Source organism: Hungatella sp. SL.1.14 (genome assembly GCF_024460495.1).
In the GTDB taxonomy this organism is placed as follows: domain Bacteria; phylum Bacillota; class Clostridia; order Lachnospirales; family Lachnospiraceae; genus Hungatella; species Hungatella hathewayi.
Genome location: NZ_JANFYJ010000017.1, coordinates 1 through 23900, shown reverse-complemented (window position 1 = coordinate 23900; position 23900 = coordinate 1). Strand labels below are relative to the sequence as shown.

Genomic DNA, 23900 nt, shown 5'->3' with positions numbered 1-23900 from the left:
CTGTTTACTCTTCACCCAGTTCGATGTTCTCCCTGGTATACTGCTTTAAGATCTCCTTTAATTCCGGATCGTACTGATCCATAAATGGTGTAACATCTGTAAAATGCTCCAGAAAATCCAGATACGTTCTTCCTCCCTCTCTTCCCTTTTTTGTATGCCAGTCATAGATATCATACTCTGTGGGAAGCTTGGCGTACTCCCCTCTCTTATACTCCTCGATTACGATTGTCTTAATCGTATCACTGGAGCGTTCCTTTTTACATTTACACAGATAACGGATCGCCTGGAACAGGAACAATGCCCTGCTGCCGCTTAAAGAATATGGAAACTCCTCTCTCATGTTCTTAAGGGTCTGGATCAGAATGGGAGCAGTCGGCTCCCCGAATCCGATGTCTTCCACACTGATAACAGAAAGGCGTCTCCAGAGATAGTTCTCCAGTTCCATACTGGTAACATACATCTCATATCCGCACCGGATGGCGGTATCCTCATCTGCGTGGCGAATGCTTTTCTGCAGTGCAGAAATCACCTCATCAGCGTGCAGTCCGTTCCTCGTCATAACATTCTCAAACGGATCGTACTGTGGTTTGTAGCTGTAGCGATTGTCATGTTTCATTGTTGTTTTCCCCCTTGTAGTAAAGTAGATATCTATTTTATTTTTGATTCTCAGCTAACTTTATATTGGTTGGAAGGATGATCTCACGGCTCCTTTTGTTCTTTCCGCCGTTATGAATCCGTTCCCACAACAGTTCAAATGCCATCTCCCCCATCTCCCTCATAGGACGCTCGATTGTGGACAGTTGAAGTCCGAAATCCGGAAATGTACCGATATCATCGAAGCCAAAAAGGCAGACATCCCTGCCGATCCGGTATCCGGTTTCGTTTAAGTATTTCACACATCCGATCAATTCCGAGCTGGAAAACGCCACAATCGCGGTGGGACTGTTCTCCATCTCCATCAGGCGCTTACAGGCTTCATATCCGCTCTCAACACTCAGTTCTCCCTCGATCACCCAGTCCGGGCAGACCTCCAGTTCATGCTTCTTCATGCATTCCAGAAAACCGTCCTGCCGTCTCGCACCCACTCTGGAAAAATCAGGGCTGGTGACGGCCGCAATCTTCGTATGCCCCGCCTGGATCAGCTGTTCTGTAGCCTTATAAATAGCCCCCTTGTTATCAATAAATACCGCATCAAAATCCCCACCCTCTGTATCACGGTCGATGAGGACCACGGGAATCCCGGCCCGTTCCACTGCTTCTAACATCTTTCTGGTGGCGGAGGTCTGATAGAGACTTGGAGTTATCAGAATCCCTTTTACATTCTGAGCCTTCAGCTGCTTTAAGATTTCTCCCTGCTTCTTCTCATCATCACCCGTTTTATAAAAAAGAACCGTAATATTCTCCTCATCCGCCTTTCGGGTTACACCGTCATATACCTTTACGAAGAATGGATTAACCCGCTCCGGCATCACCAGGCCGATCATATCAGACGCCTGGGTGATCAGGCTTCTTGCCGCCGCATTCGGACAGTAATTCGATTCCTGGATAATTTCCTCGATATTTTTTTTGTTCTTTTCGCTCACGTAGCCGGATCCGTTGATCACTCTCGATACCGTAGCTACGGATACACCTGCTTTTTCAGCAATATCCTTTATCGTAAAACTCATTTCACACCCCATTTCTCCTGCAGTCACGCTATGCGTCCATTATTTGGTAATGTGTAATCGTTTACACATATCTTCAAAAAAAAATGATTCTTACTTGAAGATATATAGATTATGTAATCCTTTATAATCACTAGCCTTTGTAAAAAGCAGGTATTTGTATAGTATTACATTGTGTAATCGTTTACACATTTGTATCTTACCATCATTTATACAGATTGTAAAGTATTTTTGGCAAAAAAATGATATTTTTATACAAAAATTTAGTATTACTACCCAAAACGGCGCTCCCTGCTTTTGCAGAGAAGCGTCATTCACTGTAAATGTCTTCTATTATACTTCCACCCAAACACCCCCAACGCCCCAATCCCCATCACCGTAAGCGCCATCCACACCAGAAACACGCTGTTCCACCCCAGCCCCAGCTGGATAACCAGCCCTGAAAACACCGAGGACAGACCGGCTGCCACATAGGAACAGAAATCCAGGAGCCCTGATACGAAGCTGGCCCGATTGGCCCTTGCGAAGCGAAGCGGAAATACTCCCAGCAAAATCGTATTCACGCCGTACATCACGGCGCTGACGCCGCCTAATAAAAGTACCCCGGCAGTCAGCGATTTCCCCATAAAGACGCGGAGGGAAGCCAGGATAAACACGGAAAGTATCATCATGATCACCACCAGCATTTCTTCCTCCAGAAGCCGTTTTCTCTGAATTATTCCCACCAGGGTGATGCCCATAAAATTCATCACCGGTATAAACAACAGCAGGAATGAGGCCGTGCCGGCGTCCACGCCATAGATATCCTGTATCATGGTCGGTCCCCACAGCCCGATTCCATCCTTGATCACCCCCTGCGCCAGACAGGCGAGTATAATCCAGATCAGACCTGAAGCCAGTATAAACTTCCCAAGCCGGTTTCCGATGCCCGACGAGGAGTCAGCATGTTCCAGAAATGCCGCGGACGGTTTCATCACCCGAACGCTCTGAAAATCCGTAAATCCGGCTTCCACCGCCGTATTTTTTACATACGTCTTCCACAAAAATGCAAACAGAATCAGGGCGAAGCCAGGTATTATAAATACCCACTGCCAGGATGCGGCCCGGATAATAAAGCCGCAGATCCCCCATCCGGCCAGCGTTCCTCCCACCATGGAGGTGGACAGCCACACCGCGGCTCCCGCGTGCTGTTCTTCGTAAAACCAGTGGGCAATCAGACTGATCATATTACACCAGATGGCGCTCTGCGCGAATCCGTTCACCGCCCATAAAAGGATGATGATCCATATGTTGTGGACGAACCCGATAGCCACATTTGCAGCTCCAGACACCATCAGTCCGAAAAACACCTGATGCCTGTTGTCCAGATAATCCCCCGCATAACCGTTGACCAGCTTTCCCACCGCATAGACCCAGAAAAACACACTCCCGGTCAGGCCGATCACCGCGGTGCCGCTGGCAAATTCCAGCGCCATGGCGTTCATGGCCACGGATAAATTCAGCCGTCCGAAATACGTCAGGAAATAACCGGTCCAGCAGAACAGAAACACTTCCTTCTGCTTTCTCCTTAAACACGCCCCCATTTCCATGATCAGAATCCCACCGTCATACCATCATATGCCACCACGAATCCGTCCTCGCGGACACAGTCCACGATCTCTTCGTGCATCAGCTTTCCATTGTGGGAGAAATGATTGATCACAAACACCGTGTTCTCTCCGGCACATCCTTCGCAGATCATACGGGCCTTTGCCTTCCGGTTGTCAGGCAGCCCCATGTGGTAATTTCCATCAGGTGCCTCTATATTGGTACAGTCGAAGCTGGCAAGGCCGATCATTTTTCCTCTCAGATAATCCCACGTCTCTTCCGGATAGTTTCCCGAATCATGACCATAAAACAGGCGTTTGCCGTCCTTTTCCAGAAGGTATACGAGACAGTTTTCGTCTTTTGCATGGTTGGCAGCCAGCGGCGTCACCACATATCCGCCGGGAAGGCCGACCGGTTCGAAGGGGCTTACCCGCTTGAAATCCAGCTGAGCGTGAAGCGTAGGACTGTCGTTCATTTCCATTGCCAGCCGGTATAACGCTTCCACCTTATCATTTCCATAAATCGTCAGAACCGGCGCACCTGGCCGGTGTGCGTACGGCTCGCCCCGCATCAGCAGCTCCATGGGATAGAAATGGTCCTGATGGGAATGGGTAATCAACACCGATTCAATCGTGTCAATCTCCATGCCCTCCCGAAGGACGTGAAGATACGTATCGGGCGGAAGGTCGATCAGCACCGTATTGTCTACAACAGCCTGGGAACGGGTCCTGATATTTTTTCCTCCCAGCTTTCTCGCCCTTTTACAAGCCTCGCAGGTACAAAACACGGCCGGCCACCCTTCTGCGGCGGCTGTACCAAGATATTTGATTTCCATATCGGTCTCCTTTCGCACTCAGCCTTTGACCGCGCCCGTGGTCAGCCCCTGAATAATATATTTCTGTGCAAACACATAGACAACCATTACCGGCAGCATGGAAAGCAGAAATGACGCAAAGGCCAGATTATAGTCAAAGGAATACGTGGTCTTAAAATTATACTGAAACAGCTGCAGTGTCCAGCTGTCCTTGGATTTATTTAGCAGAAGCAGCGGAAGCATGAAGTCGTTCCATACGGAAAGCCCATTTAAAATCATGATTGTCGCAGTCATGGGCTTTACCAGAGGAAACACAATCCGGATATACGTCTGAACCACTCCGGCTCCGTCGATAAACGCACTCTCCTCCAGTTCCCGCGGCACGCTGTCCATATAAGCTACAAAAAGGAACACGCCGTCGCGCAGTGCAAACACCAGATTTAAGACAATCAGTCCCCAGATATTGGACATGTGAAAGGAACTGGCGATCTTCACCAGCGGAATCATTACTACCTGGAAGGGCACGAAGAGGCCGATGACCAGATAGATATAGGAGAAGCGGTAGAATTTTGACCGTCTCATGTTCCGTGACAGCGCGTAAGACAGCGAGGGAATGACAAGCGCCATTAAGATCAGGGAACAGACCGTAATAATAACGGTATTTCCTAAGTAACGGAAATAGTTCTGTTTTTCAATAATTTCACGAAAATTTCCCAAATAGAACTGACTGGGAAAGGAGAAGAAATTAACCGTCGATTCCTCTCTCGTCTTAAATGCAGTAATAATCGTCACATACAGGGGCGCGGCTATCACCAGACAGCCCAGGACCAGGAACAGATACTTAAGGATACCGGAGGGCCGCAGCCGGCTTTTCTTTTTTTCATTCATGGTCAGTCCTCCTTCCTCGTCGTCCTGAACTGGAAATACGATACGACGCACACCAGAACAAAGATAACGACAGACTGGGTGATCGCATAGCTGAATTTCTGGTTCATGAAGGCATTTTCATAGATCAGGAACGCTATGGACTGCGTAGATCCCGCCGGCCCGCCGCTGGTCATGACTGTGATATAATCAAAGACCGTCAGACCTTCTTTTGTCACCAGGATGATACAGACGCTTAATACCGGCATCAGAAGAGGCAGCGTGATGCGGAAGAAGCGCTGAATTCCATTGGCTCCATCGATGGCAGCCGCCTCGTACAAATCACCGGAGATATTCTGCATTCCCGCAATCAGCAGCACCATGGGGATGGACACACTTCTCCAGATATGGACAATGAGAATGCCCCACATGGCCGTGGAGGAGCTGGACAAAATATTTTTGCTCAGAAAACCAATATTGAAACTCTTTCCGATCAGCGGAATTACCCGGTAATAGATCTCATTGAAAACCAGGCCTATGGTCACGAGACTCAGCGTAGCCGGGAAAAAGAAGGCAGCCCGGAAAAAGGTCTGCTGCTTAATCTTTGAACACAGAATAACCGCCAGAATCAGCGCAATCGTGATAACTCCCACCACAAGAATTGCACTGTATTCAACCGTAAAGACCAGCGCACGTTTGAAAACCCGGTCTGAAAACAGCCTTGTGTAGTTGTTGATACCGACAAATTTATACTCCTTCGCATATCCGTTCCAGTTCGTAAAACTGTAGTAGATTCCGTAGATTACGGAAAACACGAAAAAGACCGTATATAAAATAATTGCCGGCAGTGTAAATGCCATATAGGCAGCCCGGCCCGCCTTCGGCCGTTTTGGTTTGTTTTTCACGGTCCATCACCCTTTCTGAACGATTCTTTTCTTCTGATAGAAAGAGGGTGAAATCAGCGCATGCAAGATTCTCACCCTCTCGTAAAATCTTAGTTATTATAGGTATCCATAATCAACTGATTTAAGTTGTCAAGCCACTGGTCTACATCCTTAGTATCAATCAATTCCTGGCAGATATTGCCGTACTCACCACCGAATGACGGCGGCCAGCTGTTGGATGGAACGCTCATGGTCTTACCAGTCTGGATATAATCCTTAAACATGGACTCAAACTCACTCTTATTGAAATTGACACCCTTGATCGCCGACGGAGTTCCATCGTAATCGGAGAACTGCTGCGCATTTTCAGGGCTGGTACAGTACTCTACGAAACGTTTTGCCGCTTCCGGATATTTTGTCGATGCGGAGATACTGAATGCCGTATCAATGTTGACACCCAGACGGTCGATGCTGCTTCCATTAAATGACGGGTAACGGAACATGGCAAACGGAAGATCCGGGTTACTCTTTACAATCTCCGGGTACGCAAAGGTCCCTGAGAAGAACATGGCTGCCTTGCCGTTTGCAAAATCTGCGATGGCCTGCTCCTGGCCGGTTCCCAGGTTATCCTCCTGGCCGTACTGGCGCAGCTTTACGATAGTCTCGCCCATCTGGCGGAGTTCCTTGGAATCAGCAGCTGTCGTCTTTCCTGCTGCAATGTCTTCAAACAGTCCTACCGGATCTTCCAGCATGGTAACGCTGGCACGGTCACAGAACTGGCGGACTGTCCATACATCCTTATCCGGGAACGTAAACGGTGTGATATCGGCTGCTTTTAACGTATCGCAGACCTTGTATAAGTCTTCAATGGTTGTGGGAATCTCAACTCCTGCCTTATCAAATAAATCTTTGTTGTAGTAAACGCCCAGCATGTTTAAGGATACCGGAACAGAATACGATTTGCCGTCGATGAGGCTGATATCCAGAATATCATCCGCCACATTTTCAAGCATTGTTTCCCCGGTTAAATCCATCATGTATCCGGCCTTTACCTGCTCCCGGAAGGAAGCATCCAGCGGGAAATGGGTAAATACATCCGGAACCTGGTCGGAAGCCATTCTCGTCATCAGAACCGTCTCTGCGTCCGGAACATTGGTATACTCGATCTTGATATCCGGATTCTGTGCCTCAAATTCCTTGATCAGCGCTGTGTAATAGTCGGTTCCTTCGTCCTTCATCTGGAAGAACTCAATCGTTGTCACCTCTCCTGACGATGCGGCCTCTTTCGTGTCGGCTGCCGTTGTCTCCTCCGTTTTCTCTGTGGCTGCCGCCGGCGCCGCTGTCGTGGTCTCCGCGGTTTTGCCGGCTGATCCGCATCCTGCCATGGACACTACCATTACTGCCGCCATTGCTGCACTCAATACTTTTTTCATAGACATCCTCCTTATCATGCGAAAAATATGGGTATAAGTCACTTGTATCTTATACCCATATTATAGTGTTTATTTTTACGAATCATATTGCAAAACTGACATTAGAACATATAAATTATATTACTTTTCCGTTATTATGCATTAATTTTACATTTATATTACACGTTCTTTTTTATATTTTTACATTATCGCAGCTCAGGCTTATTTCTCTGTGTTCCAGGAGTTCGGCCGAAATATTTCTTAAAGTTCTGAATAAAATATGAGGGACTGGTATATCCCACCATGAGCGCCACCTCATTGATATTCATATCTCCGTTCTCTAAAAGTTCTTCCGCCTTTTTCATGCGCAGTCCCAACAAATATTTAGAAAATCCCATTCCGGTCCGTGCCTTAAAGAGACGGCTCAAATAGTTGGGGTTCATAAAATACTTCGTGGCGGCCAGTTCGTTTAAAGAGATCTCGCAATAATAATTATCTTCCAGGAATGCCTGAATCTCATCGATGATATCCCCTTCATTTACGGTTCTGTCCGTTTCCCCGCTGCAGCACGCCATACTGCAGATATAATCCAGAAGTCCGTTCATGTCATCAAAGTCCCAGAGAGGCCGGTAAATCGCTTCCATATCCATAGTGAAACAGATGCCCAGCAGCGCCTGGTATGACTGTTCCAACTGTAGAACCGTCGTCATATCCGGCTGGATCATCTTTTTTAAGCAGAACTCTTTTGCTTCCTTTACCCGTTTTGCATTCAGGTGATTTCTGATTAAATGCAGGTCTTCCTTTGAGAGCAGTTCTTTTCCCCTGTCGTTATCAAATCGGTATAATCCCCGTTCCGGGTCCTGGAGCCGCAGACAGCAAGCCCTTCTCGCCTGAGAGTAAGCCTCCCTTATGGAATCCGGTCCGGTGAGCAGCATACTGACCCCGACAGCAGCCGGATGCCCCTCCTTCCTCTCCTGTTCCGCCAATGTGCCCAATGCCCGGATTTTCTTATCATATACCGCCACAGCACGTTCTTCCCCGCAGGAAACAATAACTCCCGCACCAGAGTGCAGGATGTCCTCAAATATCAGGTCTCTGCTAAAGGACAGATCACGAAGCCGTATCGACAGCTCCTCAAACTTCACGCCTTTCACCATAATCTGAGCCGCGAAAAAGCAGCCGTTTTTTAGCCCTGTCATCTCCCTGGGCAGCACATCCTCAGGGCGCTCTTCCCCGGATAAATACCGGAGCAGCAAAAAGCTTCCGGCACGTTTTTGTACCTCACGGAGCAGGTCTTCCTGCCTTTTTTCCTCCGCGCGCGCTTTCTTTATCGCATCCAGGGTATGAAACAGATCTTCTCTTTTCAGCGGTTTTAAGAGATAATCCCGCACTCCGTTGTGAAGGGCGGCCCTGGCGTAATCAAAGGTAGCGTAACCGCTTACCAAAACCACATCCACCGATGGAAAACGCTGGCGCACCACTTCGGATAAGGCGATTCCATTCAGTCCCGGCATACGGATATCCGTAACCAGCACATCCACCTTCTGATCTTCCAGAACCTTTAAAACCTCATCCCCATTGTCACAGGAGCAGCAGACTGTACTGTCCCGGTCCCATTCCAGTATTAATTTTTCCACAGCCTTTCTGGCCAAAAGAACATCATCCGCAACTGCAAACCTCATGACCTCACCTGCTTCCTATGACTATTTTTCACCCTCAGGTATCCTGATGGTAATCTTTGTTCCCCGTCCCTCTTCACTCTCCAGGATCAAACCATACTCTTCTCCATAATAATTCTTCAAACGATAATTCACATTCAGCAGTCCGATGGAGTCGGTCTCTTCTTTATCCAGGCACAGAGATCCCTGCTCCCGGCACTTTTCCTTCAGCTGCTTAAGCCGGGCTCCCGACATTCCTGAGCCGTTGTCCTCTACCGTCAGTGTTACGACACCTTCCTGTGAGGAAGCTGAAATCTTAATCCGGCCATCCCTCTTATCCCGGGAAAAACCGTGTTCAAAACAATTCTCAACCAGCGGCTGAAGCAGGAACTTAAGGATTTTCTTCCCTCTTACCTCTTCCGGGACATCAAAAACAGCTTCGATTTGTCCTGCCATACACAGCTTCTGAATATTGGTGTAACGCTCGATCTGCGTGATCTCATCCATCACGGTCACCAGGCTTCCTCCGCTGATGTTATAACGGAACATATCCCCCAGCCCGGTCGCCAGTTCGGATATCTCCGGTACGTCCTCCAGTATGGCAATGGAATTGATCACATTTAACGTATTATACAGAAAATGAGGATTAATCTGGCTCTCCAGCATCATGATCTGCGCCTTTTTCTGTAAATTCTTTGATTCATACTCCCTCAAAATACTTTCCTTCAGCCTTGCCGTCATGTTGTTAAAACCGTGAATCAGTCGGCCCAAATCGTCCTGGCGGTTCAGCTCCTGCGTGATAGGGACCAGTTTCCCATTTTCTACCTGATGCATGCCCTCCTCCAGCACCCGGATAGGCCGCGTCAGTTTTACACTCAACAGGATACTGACGCCGATAAAGACTGCGGTCATAATCACGACAATGATGATATAGGATGCCATTCCCTGCATCATATGAAGCTTCAGCACCCGCCCCGCCGCCATACTGATGATGGTTAAATCCAGCGCTTCATTATATGTAGCCACCAGCCTCCAGTCTTCCCCGGAAAGACTCAAGTCCATCACCTGGTTTTTATTGGCTGCAAACTCTTCCTTTTTCTCAAAAAGCGCCTGCCTTACACCGGCTGCCATGGCATCCGTCACGCGCGGTCCCTGATAAATGACGTAATCCCCCTGCACCGCCATGGTATCCATGCTTCCATCTTCTGTAAAGACCATGAAACTCTGCCCGAACTGTTTTAAATCCAGGTTGATAAAGGCATACCCCACCGGTTCAAACGTATACGTATCCACCAGCGAAAAGCCGTAGGTGATCGTCTTCACACTCTGCTGGTTGATTACTGTCTCATAGACCGGGGACAACATATTTTTTATCTTTTCCGCCTTCATGGTCCCGGCAAAGCTTTCAATCCGCTTCATATAAGTCTCATTATATCCGGCACCGCTGTAGGCGTTGTTCCCGTTGGATAAATAGGTAATGCTGGAGACGTAGGGATTGATTTTCGCGGACATTACATTTTTTCTCAGTTCCCTTAAAGTGGTAATGTATTCCGGCCGGTCCATATTAAAATCATTTTTTACAAACTGTATAATATCCGGATAGACCAGATACATGGCGGATGTGGTCTTCAAATGGTTCACAATGGTTTCCAGCCTGTCATCGATCATCTCGTTTGCCTGAGTCATATTTACCGTACTTCTGTCAATCTCCTCGTCCATGCTTCTTCTCAGAATGAGACTGACCAGAATGGTCAACGGTACCAGGATTACAACGAGACAGGCAGCCAGAATCTTTCTCTGCATCGGAATGTGTTTATACCAGTTCATCCTCCCACCTCTCTATACCGATTCCCGGAGGCATACTTCGCAGGGCACAACCACGGTCGGTTCATACGCTTCATTTCCCAGAATATCCGCCAGCATTCTGGCGGCCAGAAACCCCTTGTATTTCTGATTCTGACGTATCGTTGACAGCTTGGGCCTGGCATACTCACTGCTTAACAGTCCGTCGAACCCAAACACGGAAACCTGCTTCGGAATCTTGATATGCTGTCCGCGCAGGGCATTGATAACTCCCAGAGCCATTAAATCGCTGGCGCAAAAGAATCCGTCAATTTTCGGTTCCTTTTCCATGAGCCGGACCGCCTGCTCATGAGCCATATCATAGCGGAAATCCCCCTTTACAATCCATTCCGGCTTAACCGTAAGCCCCGCCTGACGGAGTGCCTGCATATATCCCTCTTCCCGCTCCTTTTCCACGATGGAATGCCCGCTGCCGGTAATCATGGCAATGCGTTTTCTGCCCCGTTTCACCATGTGTTCCACAGCAAGTCTCGAGTAATAGGCGTTGTTGACGATGACGCATCCCTTTCTCTCCTCTGTATACGGAATATCTATAAAGACACAGGGAAAATTCCCTTCAGCCACCTTCTTAACCGCCGGTTCATCGTAATCCGCGTTCATCAGGATCATTCCGCCCGCGCCCCTCTGCCTGCAGTACGTCTCGAAGCACTCCGGACTTTTCTCCATCATATATACCACGGTCTCATATTCATTCTGATTGGCAAATGAATTCACTCCCTGCATAATGCCAAAGAAAAAGGAGGAATTCTCCGTCTGCTCACTGACCCCGGTTACCACCACCGCCAGCTGCATCGGCGTCTTCGCAGACAGTGTCTGTGCCGTGAGATTTTTCACGTAACCCATGGCCGCGGCCGTCTGACTCACGCGCCGTTTCGTCTCCTCGCTGACATCCTGCCTGCCGTTAAGCGCCCGGCTCGTCTGTGACACCGACAGGCCGCAGGCCCTTGCTACATCCACCAGTTTTACCATACCGCACCTCCTTATGATCCACCGTCAGTTCCATCCTTTCGCCTTTCCAGACGAACGAAAATGACACGCTCCACCAGGATTTCGGCAGATGGGGCTCTACAGACAGACGCCCGTCCTTTACCGATACGCCGGCAAAGCCCAGAACGATGCACTGCCAGATTCCTCCCATCGCCGCCGCATGAATTCCCTCTGCCGAGGTCAGCCCACTGTTTAAATCCACTTCGGCCGCCTTCCGGAACAACCGAAAGCTTTCCTCTTCCATTCCAAGGCGGGCTGCCGCCATGCTGTGCACATTAAAGCTTAAGGAGGAATCATGTACACATCGTTCTTCGTAGTACCGATAATTTTTAAGAATAATATCCTCAGGAAACAGATCCGGCATTGAGGACAGCAGCATTACTACGTCCGCCTGTTTTAACACCTGATATCCGCAGAGCTGTTCTACATTGTAATGTTCCAGTATCTTTTTCCCACCCTTTCGAAAGGGCGTTAAATCCAATTCCGGAAGACTTAAAAACGCCTCGTCCTGAGGAATGATTCCTCTGGAATCCGGTTGTGGAAGCGTCAGCTTCTCTGCCCGTTCCCGCATCCATTCCTCCCTGGTGACAGCCCCTGTCTTTTGTTCCAGAGCCGCTAAAAGGTCTTCTCTTCCGGTCTGTCTGAGCCTTTCCAGAATCCGGAGTGCTTCATGGATATTCCATGACGCCATATAATTCGTGTATGCATTATTGGATACATGCTCGCTGTATTCATCCGGCCCGATCACGCCGTTTATATCATACTGTTTTCTTTCTTCGTTCCACTCTGCGCGGGAAGCCCAATAAAGCGCGGTTTCCATAATCATCTCAAAGCCGCATTCTTCCATGAATTCCTGATCATCTGTCGCCTCAAAATACCGGTGGACCGCATACGCAATATCTGCATTGACATGGATCTCCTGGATGCCGGTATAGATAGGAATCGGCTTTCCCGTCACCACATCGGGCGCGCCTTCTGACGGCGTCACCTCTCCGTCTGTAATCCAGGCGCTCTCCCATGGAAATAATGCGCCCTCACAGCCATATTTAGCCGCCTTTTCCTTCGCCTTCGGCAGCGTGAGATAACGGTAACGGAGCAGCCGTCTGGCCACCTCCGGCTCTGTGTACAGCCAGGAAGAGAAAAGAAACATCTCCGTATCCCAGAACGTATGGCACTTATAGGCCTCCCCGGACAGCCCTTTGGCGCCGATATTCATCCGCTCGTCATGCACCGGCGTCATGATCCGCAGGTGGTAAAGGGCAAATCTGGCCGCGCAGGAATCGAATACATCATCGCTGTCAATCCGGATATCATGTAAGTCCCAGTATTTTTGCCACGCCTCGCCGCTCTCGTTCAGCGAATGGCCGAATCCTGCATTGGCGGCTTCGGCCGCCAGTGCGTTGGCATCTTCCACTATGGAAGGGCTCTTGTGTTTCCCACATGCGGTTTCTTTGAAAGGTGTATCTGCAAAAGGGCTTTCACCGTCCCAATACTCGATATCTCTGGAAGTATAAAAAGCGGCCGCATTTTCAAGTATGATCTCCTCCCCCTTTTTTGCGGAAATCTGATAGAGCGTCCCAATCCTGCGCCGGTCCATGTCAATGGAAGCGCGGTATGATCCTGCACTCAGCCTCGGAGCGCAGGCAGCGGCAAAGCGCACCCCCGAATCCCACGCCTGAAATACCAATTCCTCCCGCTCTCCCGGAATACAGTGCCTCGTACCTTCCGTAAAATGCTGGGCTCCGCTGTTACTCACCTGTCCGTTGATTCCGGTCCTGATCTCCAGTTCCGCCGGTTCCTCCAAAATTAAAGACAGTCTCTGCATCAGCAGGTGGCGGTTCTTTAACGACACAAAGCGCTCCATCTTTACCTTTACCCGTTTTCCCTGTTCCGTTTTATAGGTAAAGCGCCTTTCTGCCAGTCCGTTATCCAGATGAAGCATGACGCAGTAATCCTCATGATTTCTTTCGCTCAGCTGGAGCAGCTCCCCGTCAATGGTAATCTCCTTTCCCATCACATCCGGAAGATTCGGAAGTTCAGAAACCTCTCCAAAACAGGAATCATACGTCCCTGCGATAAACGTATCGCGTTTCTGTCCGGGAACCGGCTCATCCACCGCGTATCGTACCCCCAGATACCCGTTTCCCTGGCAGAACAGCGATTCCATCTGGGGCTGCCACGCCCGGTCCCACCGGGGCACTGACACGCTCCATTCTCCCAATTCTATTTTTTCCATTAAAACACCTCACTTCTCCAAAACGTTTGCGGAACTAATCTGATTCTATTATTGCAATATTACACGTAAAAGTCAAATATTTTATATATAATATTTACTTTTTTTCAAATATGAATGAAAACGTTTGTGTAATCAGTCATCTCATGCTACAATAGCGATAAAAGGAGGGGATTTCAATGAAAGAAGCCTGGTGGAAAGAGGCGGTTGTCTATCAGATTTATCCGAGAAGCTTTATGGATTCCAACGGGGATGGAATCGGAGACCTGGGAGGAATTATCCGGAAACTGGATTATTTAAAAGAGCTGGGTGTGAACGTGATCTGGCTTTCCCCCATCTACCGTTCTCCCAATGACGATAATGGATATGACATCAGTGACTACTGCGAAATCATGGAAGAGTTTGGGACCATGGAGGAATTTGACCAGCTGCTTAAGGCAATGCACGAGAGAGGACTAAAGCTGATGATGGATCTGGTGGTCAACCATACCTCTGACGAGCATCCCTGGTTCCAGGCTGCGTTAAAGGACAAAAACGGCCCCTACCGGGATTATTACTTCTTTCGGAATGGGAAACCGGGAGGTCTGCCGCCTAACAACTGGTGCAGTCATTTCGGATTTTCTGCTTGGGAAAAGGAACCGGAGGGTGATCAGTATTTTCTGCACCTGTATACAAAAAAGCAGCCTGATCTGAACTGGGATAATCCGTCTGTGCGGGAAGAGGTGTACCGCATCATGCAGTTCTGGACGGATAAAGGAATCGACGGCTTCCGTATGGATGTAATCAACTACATCTCCAAGGTCGCGGAGCTTCCGGATATGCCCGAGGATGGCCCCTATCTGGCTACACCTTACTTTGCCAACGGCCCGCACGTCCACGAATATCTCCAGGAAATGAACCGGCGCATCCTGAGCCAGCGGGATTTCATCACAGTCGGAGAGATGGTCTCCGTCACCACGGACCAGGCGCGCCTCTATACTCACGAAGACCGCCATGAATTAAACATGGTCTTCACCTTCGAGCACATGTACCTCGATGCGGTCGGTAAAGACAAATGGCAGATCCGCCAATGGAAGCTGTCTGAACTGAAAGCCGTATTCGGGAAATGGCAGACCAGCCTGGCGGATGGCTGCTGGAACAGTCTGTACTTAAATAACCATGATCAGGCACGAATGGTAAGCCGCTTTGGAGATGATGGAAAATACCGCGTGGAAAGTGCCAAGATGCTGGCCACATTTCTCCATACACTCCAGGGAACTCCTTATATCTATCAGGGCGAGGAGCTGGGTATGACCAACATCCGGTTTGACTCCATCGACCAGTACAAAGACATCGACACGCTCAACCATTATGCCGAGGCTGTCACGGTATTTCACGAGGATCCGGAACACGTTATGGAAGCGATCTACGCCAAAGGGCGCGACAATGCCCGGACGCCTATGCAGTGGGATGCCTCCCCGAATGCCGGATTCACCGACGCAGTCCCATGGATTCCCGTCAATCCAAACTACACGGAGATAAACGCGGAAGCGGCCATCCGTGACAGGGAAAGTATCTATCATTACTATCAGGATCTGATCCGTATCCGCAGAAATCATAAAGTAGTTGTCTATGGAGACTACAATCCGGTATGCGAAGAACATCCGTCCATTTATGCCTACACACGGCGCTATCAGGGGCAGAAGCTCCTGGTGGTTCTTAACTTTTTCTCAGATCCGGCTGTCATTGACCTTCCAAAAGAGTGCCTTCCTGAAAACGGGATCCGGCTGATTGGGAATTATGAAGACGCTCCGGCCTGCGAGGTGCATATGAAGCTTCGGGCGTTTGAGGCTGTGGTATTCCTCGGAGGGGATTAGGTTGAGCAGATAACGATATAAGAATATTTCAAGGAATTGTAATATTTTATTTAAAAGGGTATTTGAAAAATACAAGTACCTAGTGTATAATGTAACTAGATGTAATCAAGGGCTAACAAGAAACCGATGATTGCCGATCAAACAAACAGTAATTTTAAGTTACCGGGCTATCCTCTGGCCAGAGAGGATAGCTCATTTTCTATTCTGGTGATTATCCAGATATGTAAGTACCGTAAATATCACTATGATTAACGTTAATATTTCCAGCTTTACGAGACACTTAAAATTGAATCCTGGGATTGCACCATCTGCAACAGAATAAAGAAAAGCTGCCAAATTAGATTTTGGGAGATGTTATACCATAAAAACGGCGGGGTTTCCTGTATATTCCATGACCGTCTTGTTTTCTGCCTGCCATAAAAAAATCCGGGCATAACGTACACGCCAAATACAGGTGCGTTCGCTATGTCCGGATTTTGTCTGGACAAATTCTATCTACATTATTTTAAAGATGAAAAGCTGTTTTCCACATTTTATTCAGATTTGTGAACTAAGATTCATTTGCAGGCAAACACTACAGCTCCAATTCTCCAATAATCTTCTTTAACTCTTCTGCCGAATACACCAGTTTTCCCATCTCCATTAAGTCCAGCGGAATATCCAGCACCTTTTCCGCTCCTTCCTGGCCGACTACCGTCGGAATACTTAAGCAAATATCGTGAAGTCCATAAAGCCCGTCTAAGTAAACCGATATCGGCATGATGGAATGTTCATTCCGGATCACAGACTCAGCGATTCTGCAGACCGCCATAGCCACACCGTAGTAGGTGGCACCCTTTTTCTCTATAATTTCATATGCGCTGTCCCGGACGCTCTGGTAAATGCGGTCCATGGACTCCATATGATCGAAATATCCCCTCAGTTCACAAAAATGATTCAGCGGGATCCCTGATACGTTAGCCGCACTCCACACAGCCAGCTCACTGTCGCCGTGCTCCCCGATGATAAATGCATGAATACTTCTGCTGTCCACGTCGAGATGACGGCTCAACAAGTATTTCAGCCTGGCCGTATCCAGAACGGTTCCGGAGCCGATCACTTTATTGCGGGGATAACCGGAAAGCTTAAGTGCCACATACGTCATGATATCCACCGGATTGGAGACGATGAGAAGCGTCGCCTCCTGGTTCTTCTCCACAATCTTCGGTATAATGCTCTTGTAAATCTCCACATTTTTATGGACCAGGTCGAGCCGTGTCTCTCCAGGCTTCTGATTCGCACCTGCAGTGATGATGATCATGGCACAGTCGGCGATATCCTCATAGCTTCCGGCCCTGATCTCCATAGGCTTCGTAAACGGAAGCCCATGGCTTAGATCCATCGCCTCCCCTTCCGCCTTTTTCTCATTGGCGTCAATCAGAACCAGTTCCGAAAAAATCCCCTTCTGTACAAGGGAAAATGCAATTGATGTTCCTACAAATCCGCAGCCGATAATGGCCGCCTTCTGAATATTTATCATGATAAACTCCTCCTCTAATCAGGTTTATTTTATGCTGCCGTCCGGCATGGCATGACTGCGCAGCCTCATGAACCGGAAAACAGAGTGCCGCAAAGGCACCCTGTCATATGGAAAATGCAATATCCTGTTTTATAGTTCAATGACAATCTGCCTTTGCATGATTTACTCAATGGTAACGGCCGTGATATTTCCAGCCATTTCCATCTGGTTACAGTATAGCAGAGTCTTCCTCTCTTTGCAATAGTGATAATGATAATTATTTTTATTTAGTTCTGTTATTTCGTTCCAGCACATACGCAGATAAGAATGAAGTCACCGGAACGCACAGGATAACAGCCAGACTGCCTGACAGACTGTGAGCCGCCTCAATCGCAATATAATCTGAATTCATCAGCTGCTCCGGCTGAACACCGTATGAGATCAGTACCAGCATCATGGTAAGGGCCGTCCCGGTAAATGCGAGGACCAGAGTCGCGCACATGGTGCCGATCATATCTCTTCCAATGGCGTACCCGGCTTTGACAATCGCTTTAAAATCCATGGATGGATTCTGATTTTTCATCTCAAAAAGAGAGGCCGCAATAGACATACACATATCCATAACCGCTCCCAAAGAGGCGATCAGGATTCCTGCGAAAAGAATATACCGGATTTTCAGCCCCGTATTTTCAGAAATCAGCAAAAGCTCCTCCGCCTGACTTTCGTTATAGCCATCGAGATGCAGAACCGCAGTTATGACCGCAAATGCCCCTGCTGCCACCAGCACTCCCGTCATGGTAGAGGCGATAGCCGTCAGTGTCTTCGCGCTGTAGCCGTTCAGAAGCAGCATGGAGACAGCCGTGGAGACAAGAATCGTAAGAATGCTCAAAAGTACGGGGGAATAGCCCCTGTATATCATGGGAAGAAGAAACGCTATGATAAAAAACATGGTAAATGCCAGGCTAAGAATACTTTTTACTCCTTTTCCCCGCCCTACCAGCACCATACATGCCAGGAAGACAATGCCGGTCATCATAAGTCCTGTAGTTCTGTCGTAATTATAGACAGAATAAAACGGTTCCACCCCCTCAGGGCAATCCGCCTTAATAATTAATGACTGCCCCTTTTTGGCATAAACATTATGGGTCGTACTCAGGTAATTGGTTACGGTAATGATTTCCCCGGAATGGCCCTTATTAAGAAGTTTCACCTTCAGTTCCTGGGTTCCCAGCCAGCGTCCCTCTGCTTCCTCCACCGGCTCCAGCTGCTGATCCGTCACCTCCAGCACCCTTGCCTTTACGTAATTGATGGTCCCATTTTCATACATGGTATAAGTAATAGGGTTTGCCTTATTATAAATACAAATGGCCGCAATCATCAATACTACTGCAGCGGCCAGGCCAATCTCCATACGCTTCTTCTTTATCCAGTCCATCACTTATTTCCTCCCTGTTTCCGCGTCAGCCGGAACAATCATAAAACTCCCGGACCGGCTGGCCGATCCGGAAGTCTGCTTTTAATAAATATTACGGGTTAATACACGCACCAGATTCGTCGAACCGGTACTCTGTCCCTTTATAGTGAACCGGTGCAGTGGCCATCGCCCCATCCTGGTTAAAGTAATACCATTTATCCTGATACAATACCCAGTCTGAAGCCACCATGGCCCCTGACGGCTGTAGATAGTACCATACGCCATTCACCCGAATCCATCCGGTCTGCATATAGCCGGCCTGGTCAAAATGATACCAGATTCCCTGTATGGACACCCAGGTATTGACCGGATACGTCTTATTCTGATACTGATACCACCAGCCAGTCTGGTCTTTAATCCATGCCCCCTGCACACTGCTGGAAGATCCATTACCGGAAGACCCATTATCTGAAGACCCATTGTCCGAAGACCCACTGTCCGAAGGCCCATTGTCCGAAGGCCCATTATCCGAAGATCCGTCATCAGAACCATCCCCGCCATCATCCGGTTTATCCGCCTCCGCTTTTTCCGCAAGTACAAACGGGCTCAACGCATTAACAACAAAACTGATCGCTCCATCTTTTACTGTAAATTTCACGTCTTCATATGCTCCATTGGTGTAATGCATCAGCACCAGCCTGTTTAGATCAATGTCCTCCGGCGCGTCAATGGTAATCCTAACCGGAACCTTCGGCTGGATATTCCCGCCTGACACCTCCGGATCATCACTTATAATGTCCAGCCGAATATCCAGTGCGATAACATCTTCCGTCTCAAATCCCAGAGCCTCCGGCAGTTCCATATCGCTAACCTTCAGTACAGCCGCCGCTTTGACACCCGCCTTTAACGGAACACTGAGCGCCGCACCTTCCACCGTTACACCGGTTACCTTTTTGGATTGCACATCGGTTTCAGCTGCCAGTTCGCTGTAGCCAGCCAGAACCATATCTTCCAGTTTTTTGATTTCATCCATTTCGGATTCATCCATTGTATTAGGATCATAGGAGAGTGCTTCGGCCGCCTCTGCCGCTTTCTTTAGAATTTCCTGCTTCTCTCCCTCTGTCTCCGCCTGTTCCAGAGCCTGATCCAGACTTTCCAGAATCTCTGCTACTGTATCGCCCGTCACATCAGGCTGCGGCTTCGGAGCTTCTGTCCTGTAAATTGTAAAATGGTCTACTTCCGACATATCCGTCGTGCGATAGGTTGTAATCGCAAAAGAATTGTCCGTCACCTCTACGTTTGTGATATTTGGAGTGCTTTCCTGATTCATCACCGCCGCATAAGGGAAATCTTTATTATGGATTGAATAATACTTGCTGCCGCTGGCGGAGTTGGCCGTCACATAAAGCACTTCCCCTTCCGCCGGGTCGGTCACACTCTCCGGCACTGTTCCATCCGCCGGAACTACCGGATCATTCCCATTCATCATATAGCTTCTGGTATAGACATGGTCATGGCCCATCAGCACCACATCGATTCCCAGTTCCGTAAATACAGGAGAGAGTTCCGCCCGCCTCTGGATAATATCATTGTCCGACTCGTGGCTGGCCGTGCTGTAGATCGAATGATGGAAAGTTACCACCGTCCAGTCCGCATCGGCTCCGTTCTCGTCAAGCACCTGCTTCATGAACGCTCTGTGCTCCGCCGTACTCATATTGTTGGAATTGAGAGACATAAAGAGCACATTGTTATACGTATACCAGTAGTCTCCTCCGAATTTTCCGGTCTTCTCTGTCATTCCCAGGCTGCTGACATTCGGTACCTGGAAATGCTGGCTGTAGGCGCTGCTTCCCGCATCATGATTTCCCACGTTAACCGCTGCCGGCAGAGACAGCAGCTCCTTCGGACTTAAGTATCCGGCATACTGTGTCTCATTGCTTGCCGTGTTGACCTGATCTCCCGCACTGATTAAGAAGCTGGTCTCCGGAAATGCCTTCACGGCCGTCTCCATGGTGTTCTGCCAGCCTTTAATATCCGTATCCGTGCTTCCTGCCCCGATCTGCGGATCGCCTGCAAGCAGGAAATTAAATCCATTCTCATAATCCTGAACCGTTAAGTCATACACATCTGACCAGGCAGTTCCGTCTCCAACCCGGTAAGCATATTCTGTAGAGGATTCCAAACCGCGGATCACTGCCTGATTCGTGAAAAACCCTTCCTCATTAGCACTCTCCTTCTCTGCTGCAAACTCTGCCGCTGTCTCCGGAAATACACCGCCGGCCAGATCACTCTTCTTTACAAGCTGTACCTTTCCCGGCAGCTTTGAATCAGAATACCAGGTAACCATAGTCTCTGATTCGTCCGCACCTACTCCGAGAGAAACCGATTTAATAACAGATTCCGGAGGCTGGTAGCCATCCTTATAAATTGCAAAGGTATCCACTACAGACATATCCTTAGTACGGTAAGTAGTAATCGCAAAGGACTTATCCGTCACCTCCACGTTTGTGATATTCGGAGTGCTCTCCTGATTCATCACTGCCGCATAAGGGAAATCTTTATTATGGATCGAATAATACTTACTGCCGCTGGCAGAGTTGGCCGTCACATAAAGCACTTCTCCTTCCGCCGGGTCCGTTACACTTTCCGGCACTGTTCCATCCTCAGGAATGATCGGATCCGTTCCGTTCATCATGTAACTTCTGGTATAGACATGGTCATGGCCCATCAGCACCACATCAATTCCCAGTTCCGTAAATACCGGAGAGAGCTCTGCCCGCCTCTGGATAATATCATTGTCCGACTCGTGGCTGGCCGTGCTGTAGATTGAATGATGGAATGTTACCACCGTCCAGTCCGCATCAGCACCATTCTCATCGAGAACTGCTTTCATAAACTCCCGGTGTTCCGCCGTACTCATGTTATTGGAGTTAAGAGACATAAAGAGCACATTGTTATATGTATACCAGTAGTCTCCTCCGAATTTCCCGGTCTTCTCGGTCATGCCCATACTGCTGACATTCGGCACCTGGAAATGCTGGCTGTAGGCGCTGCTTCCCGCGTCATGATTTCCTACATTTACTGCTGCCGGCAGAGACAGCAGTTCCTTCGGGCTTAAGTATCCCGCATACTGCGCCTCATTGCTGGCCGTGTTGACCTGATCTCCCACACTGATTAAGAAGCTGGTCTCCGGAAATGCCTTCATGGCCGTTTTCAGGGTATTCTGCCACCCTTCTGTATCCGTATCTGTGCTTCCCGCGCCAATCTGCGGATCGCCTGCAAGCAGAAAGTTAAATCCATTCTCATAATCCCGTGTTGTAAATTCATAAATATCGGACCAGGTTTCCCCGGCGCCGACCTGGTAAACATAATTGGCATCCGGCTTCAGCCCTGTCATGACTGCCTGGAAGCTGTAGAATCCGGCGTCATTTGCCTCCGCTCTTTCCGCTGCAAACTCGAAAGCCTGCTCCGGAAACGAATCCCCGTCCATGTCCGCCTTCTCTGCGATTCTCACTTTGCCGTCTTCCCCGATTGAGGAATACCAGGTAACAGCCGTCTGTGTCTCATCATTCCACACTCCCAGAGAAATCGCCTTAAATGGCTTCGGCTGTGCAGCTTTCAGGGAAATGAAATCAAAGTAAATGTCAGAACTGCCCGCCCTGTCCTGATGAAGCTCTACCGCAATTGTATTTACCCCGTCTCTCAGCATGGAAACGTCATTGATTGTAATAGTATCATGGCTTGGAGCTGACAACCCATTAGCCGAACCGTATGCCAGGTTCTTGTCATAGCCGCCCTCCGGTACCTGCCCCTCATAGACATTCTTTCCATTGATGTACACGATCACCGCATCATCATAGGCGATTTCCGCCTCCAGCGCTTCCAGATCGGAGACATCGTTGAGATAGATGTCTGTTCGGAAAAAATATGCGGGCACCGCCGTTTTTGTATCGTCAATGTAGTGCTTTAACAGCGTATCCGGAATATATCCGCCTCCAAGGTCCGCAATCGCGCCTTTCTTGGCTCCGAAGCTTCCCTTTCCGGACTTCCACTGTTCATCCGCAAACTCCGGATACGTCCATACAGTCCGGTCCTCACTTCCTTCCGCCGGATCGGTGTTGTTCTCCAGGTAATTCCAAACCGTACCCTCTGTCGTGATGAATTCATCCGATTCCGAGGCAGGCGTCCCTATTTCCAGAGAGCAGAAATCAAAATAGATATCCGAGCTGTTGGCTCTGCCCTGATGAAGTTCTACCGATACGGTGTTGCTCCCCTCTTTTAACATGGATAAGTCTGTGATCTGGAACTTATTGTTAATCGGCGTTCCCGCATTTGTCCCTCCATACTCCAGATTCTGTGTGTAACCGCCTTCCGGAACACCGGCCCTGTGAACTTCCTCGCCATTGATGTAGATTATGGCCGCGTCATCATAGAAGATCTCGCCGTTTAAGGCACTGATGCTGTCGATGTCTTCCAGTTCGATTGTGGTACGGAAGAAATAGGCCGGAATATCCGTATCTTCCGCCACATCCGGCCCTTCTATATACTGGGCCAACAGAGTATAGGGTATCAGGCCGTCTCCCAGATCTGCAATCTCACCTTTCTTCGCCCCAAAGCTTCCTCTCGCCTCTTTCCAGCCGGAATCATCGTAATCCGCACTGGTCCAGACCAGTCTGCCGGTCTTCGACGATGCTTTGTTTTTGCCCGCAGCAAAACGATAAAATCCATATTTTGCCGACGCATTGGACGGCGATGCGTCAGAAGGTGATGCGTTGCTGGGGCTCCCCGGCGTTTCCTCCTTCGTGTCATCCGCTGCCGCCGGATCCGTATTATCGTCCAGATATCTCCATACCGTTTCTTCTGTGGATATCAGCCTGCTCGTCCGTACCCTCGCCCCTGGTTCCGGATCCGGCTGTACAGGCGCGCCAAATGCAGTCGTTATATTGCCCGCTGCCAGACATGCGCTCAGTAAAAGAGCTGTCAACCTTTTTAGTTTCACACTCATCATTTCCTCCTACTACAATGTATTTATGGTTAAGATCCCTTACAGCCAGTAAGGAATTATCCATCTTGTTGCTTAAGCTGTTATAATGATGGAGCAATCGGTATATCGGTTTCCTCCTTGGACCTCGCGTCCGTAATTAAGACTGATAACCAGCTCCTCAT

Annotated in this window: 15 protein-coding genes; 1 reads left to right on the top strand and 14 read right to left on the bottom strand. The window is 48.8% G+C overall.

Features of this window, described 5'->3' with window-relative positions; translation table 11 throughout:
* Positions 1 to 4: 4 nt before the first annotated feature.
* From NE473_RS17925 to NE473_RS17875, 11 genes are all read right to left on the bottom strand, one after another.
* Positions 5 to 616 carry a hypothetical protein gene (locus tag NE473_RS17925; RefSeq protein WP_006772728.1) on the bottom strand — a complete coding sequence of 204 codons (612 nt, stop codon included), beginning with the start codon at positions 614 to 616 and terminating at the stop codon, positions 5 to 7.
* A 37-nt stretch (positions 617 to 653) separates the two neighbouring features.
* Positions 654 to 1667, bottom strand: a complete 1014-nt coding sequence (locus NE473_RS17920; protein WP_155560848.1) for a LacI family DNA-binding transcriptional regulator — start codon at positions 1665 to 1667, stop codon at positions 654 to 656.
* Positions 1668 to 1978: 311 nt separating this feature from the next.
* Positions 1979 to 3253 carry an MFS transporter gene (locus NE473_RS17915; RefSeq protein WP_155560847.1) on the bottom strand — a complete coding sequence of 425 codons (1275 nt, stop codon included), beginning with the start codon at positions 3251 to 3253 and terminating at the stop codon, positions 1979 to 1981.
* 2 nt (positions 3254 to 3255) lie between these two features.
* On the bottom strand, positions 3256 to 4086 hold the full coding sequence (locus NE473_RS17910) for an MBL fold metallo-hydrolase (protein ID WP_155560846.1): 831 nt from the start codon (positions 4084 to 4086) through the stop codon (positions 3256 to 3258).
* A gap of 18 nt (positions 4087 to 4104) precedes the next feature.
* The gene (locus NE473_RS17905; RefSeq protein ID WP_006772715.1) at positions 4105 to 4953 is read right to left on the bottom strand and encodes a carbohydrate ABC transporter permease; all 849 of its coding nucleotides are present in this window, start codon (positions 4951 to 4953) and stop codon (positions 4105 to 4107) included.
* Between the two features lie 2 nt (positions 4954 to 4955).
* Complete coding sequence (locus NE473_RS17900; RefSeq protein ID WP_006772714.1) at positions 4956 to 5834, bottom strand: carbohydrate ABC transporter permease; 879 nt, start codon at positions 5832 to 5834, stop codon at positions 4956 to 4958.
* A gap of 89 nt (positions 5835 to 5923) precedes the next feature.
* A complete protein-coding gene (locus NE473_RS17895; protein ID WP_243145803.1) occupies positions 5924 to 7246 on the bottom strand; it encodes an ABC transporter substrate-binding protein in 1323 nt (440 codons plus the stop codon).
* 185 nt (positions 7247 to 7431) lie between these two features.
* Complete coding sequence (locus NE473_RS17890) at positions 7432 to 8907, bottom strand: response regulator (RefSeq protein WP_155560845.1); 1476 nt, start codon at positions 8905 to 8907, stop codon at positions 7432 to 7434.
* A 21-nt stretch (positions 8908 to 8928) separates the two neighbouring features.
* Complete coding sequence (locus NE473_RS17885) at positions 8929 to 10710, bottom strand: sensor histidine kinase (RefSeq protein ID WP_155560844.1); 1782 nt, start codon at positions 10708 to 10710, stop codon at positions 8929 to 8931.
* 12 nt (positions 10711 to 10722) lie between these two features.
* A complete protein-coding gene (locus tag NE473_RS17880; protein ID WP_256265351.1) occupies positions 10723 to 11715 on the bottom strand; it encodes a LacI family DNA-binding transcriptional regulator in 993 nt (330 codons plus the stop codon).
* The gene (locus NE473_RS17875) at positions 11648 to 13969 is read right to left on the bottom strand and encodes a glycoside hydrolase family 65 protein (protein WP_155560843.1); all 2322 of its coding nucleotides are present in this window, start codon (positions 13967 to 13969) and stop codon (positions 11648 to 11650) included. The genes NE473_RS17880 and NE473_RS17875 overlap by 68 nt, the downstream gene beginning before the upstream one ends.
* A 176-nt stretch (positions 13970 to 14145) precedes the next feature.
* Here NE473_RS17875 and NE473_RS17870 point away from each other — a divergent pair, with 176 nt between their 5' ends.
* On the top strand, positions 14146 to 15822 hold the full coding sequence (locus tag NE473_RS17870; protein ID WP_155560842.1) for a glycoside hydrolase family 13 protein: 1677 nt from the start codon (positions 14146 to 14148) through the stop codon (positions 15820 to 15822).
* Positions 15823 to 16396: 574 nt separating this feature from the next.
* Here NE473_RS17870 and NE473_RS17865 read toward each other — a convergent pair.
* The 3 genes from NE473_RS17865 to NE473_RS17855 form a co-directional block, all read right to left on the bottom strand.
* The gene (locus NE473_RS17865; protein WP_055650878.1) at positions 16397 to 17341 is read right to left on the bottom strand and encodes an L-lactate dehydrogenase; all 945 of its coding nucleotides are present in this window, start codon (positions 17339 to 17341) and stop codon (positions 16397 to 16399) included.
* 262 nt (positions 17342 to 17603) lie between these two features.
* Positions 17604 to 18755, bottom strand: a complete 1152-nt coding sequence (locus NE473_RS17860; protein ID WP_155560841.1) for a YibE/F family protein — start codon at positions 18753 to 18755, stop codon at positions 17604 to 17606.
* Between the two features lie 91 nt (positions 18756 to 18846).
* On the bottom strand, positions 18847 to 23733 hold the full coding sequence (locus NE473_RS17855) for a fibronectin type III domain-containing protein (protein ID WP_196411670.1): 4887 nt from the start codon (positions 23731 to 23733) through the stop codon (positions 18847 to 18849).
* Positions 23734 to 23900: the final 167 nt, after the last annotated feature.

Excerpts from the sequence above, each read along its gene's own strand:
- NE473_RS17925 (WP_006772728.1), bottom strand. The coding sequence starts at position 616 with ATGAAACATGACAATCGCTACAGCTACAAACCACAGTACGATCCGTTT.
- NE473_RS17920 (WP_155560848.1), bottom strand. The coding sequence starts at position 1,667 with ATGAGTTTTACGATAAAGGATATTGCTGAAAAAGCAGGTGTATCCGTA.
- NE473_RS17915 (WP_155560847.1), bottom strand. The coding sequence starts at position 3,253 with ATGGAAATGGGGGCGTGTTTAAGGAGAAAGCAGAAGGAAGTGTTTCTG.
- NE473_RS17910 (WP_155560846.1), bottom strand. The coding sequence starts at position 4,086 with ATGGAAATCAAATATCTTGGTACAGCCGCCGCAGAAGGGTGGCCGGCC.
- NE473_RS17905 (WP_006772715.1), bottom strand. The coding sequence starts at position 4,953 with ATGAATGAAAAAAAGAAAAGCCGGCTGCGGCCCTCCGGTATCCTTAAG.
- NE473_RS17895 (WP_243145803.1), bottom strand. The coding sequence starts at position 7,246 with ATGAAAAAAGTATTGAGTGCAGCAATGGCGGCAGTAATGGTAGTGTCC.
- NE473_RS17890 (WP_155560845.1), bottom strand. The coding sequence starts at position 8,907 with ATGAGGTTTGCAGTTGCGGATGATGTTCTTTTGGCCAGAAAGGCTGTG.
- NE473_RS17885 (WP_155560844.1), bottom strand. The coding sequence starts at position 10,710 with ATGAACTGGTATAAACACATTCCGATGCAGAGAAAGATTCTGGCTGCC.
- NE473_RS17880 (WP_256265351.1), bottom strand. The coding sequence starts at position 11,715 with ATGGTAAAACTGGTGGATGTAGCAAGGGCCTGCGGCCTGTCGGTGTCA.
- NE473_RS17875 (WP_155560843.1), bottom strand. The coding sequence starts at position 13,969 with ATGGAAAAAATAGAATTGGGAGAATGGAGCGTGTCAGTGCCCCGGTGG.
- NE473_RS17870 (WP_155560842.1), top strand. The coding sequence starts at position 14,146 with ATGAAAGAAGCCTGGTGGAAAGAGGCGGTTGTCTATCAGATTTATCCG.
- NE473_RS17865 (WP_055650878.1), bottom strand. The coding sequence starts at position 17,341 with ATGATAAATATTCAGAAGGCGGCCATTATCGGCTGCGGATTTGTAGGA.
- NE473_RS17860 (WP_155560841.1), bottom strand. The coding sequence starts at position 18,755 with ATGGACTGGATAAAGAAGAAGCGTATGGAGATTGGCCTGGCCGCTGCA.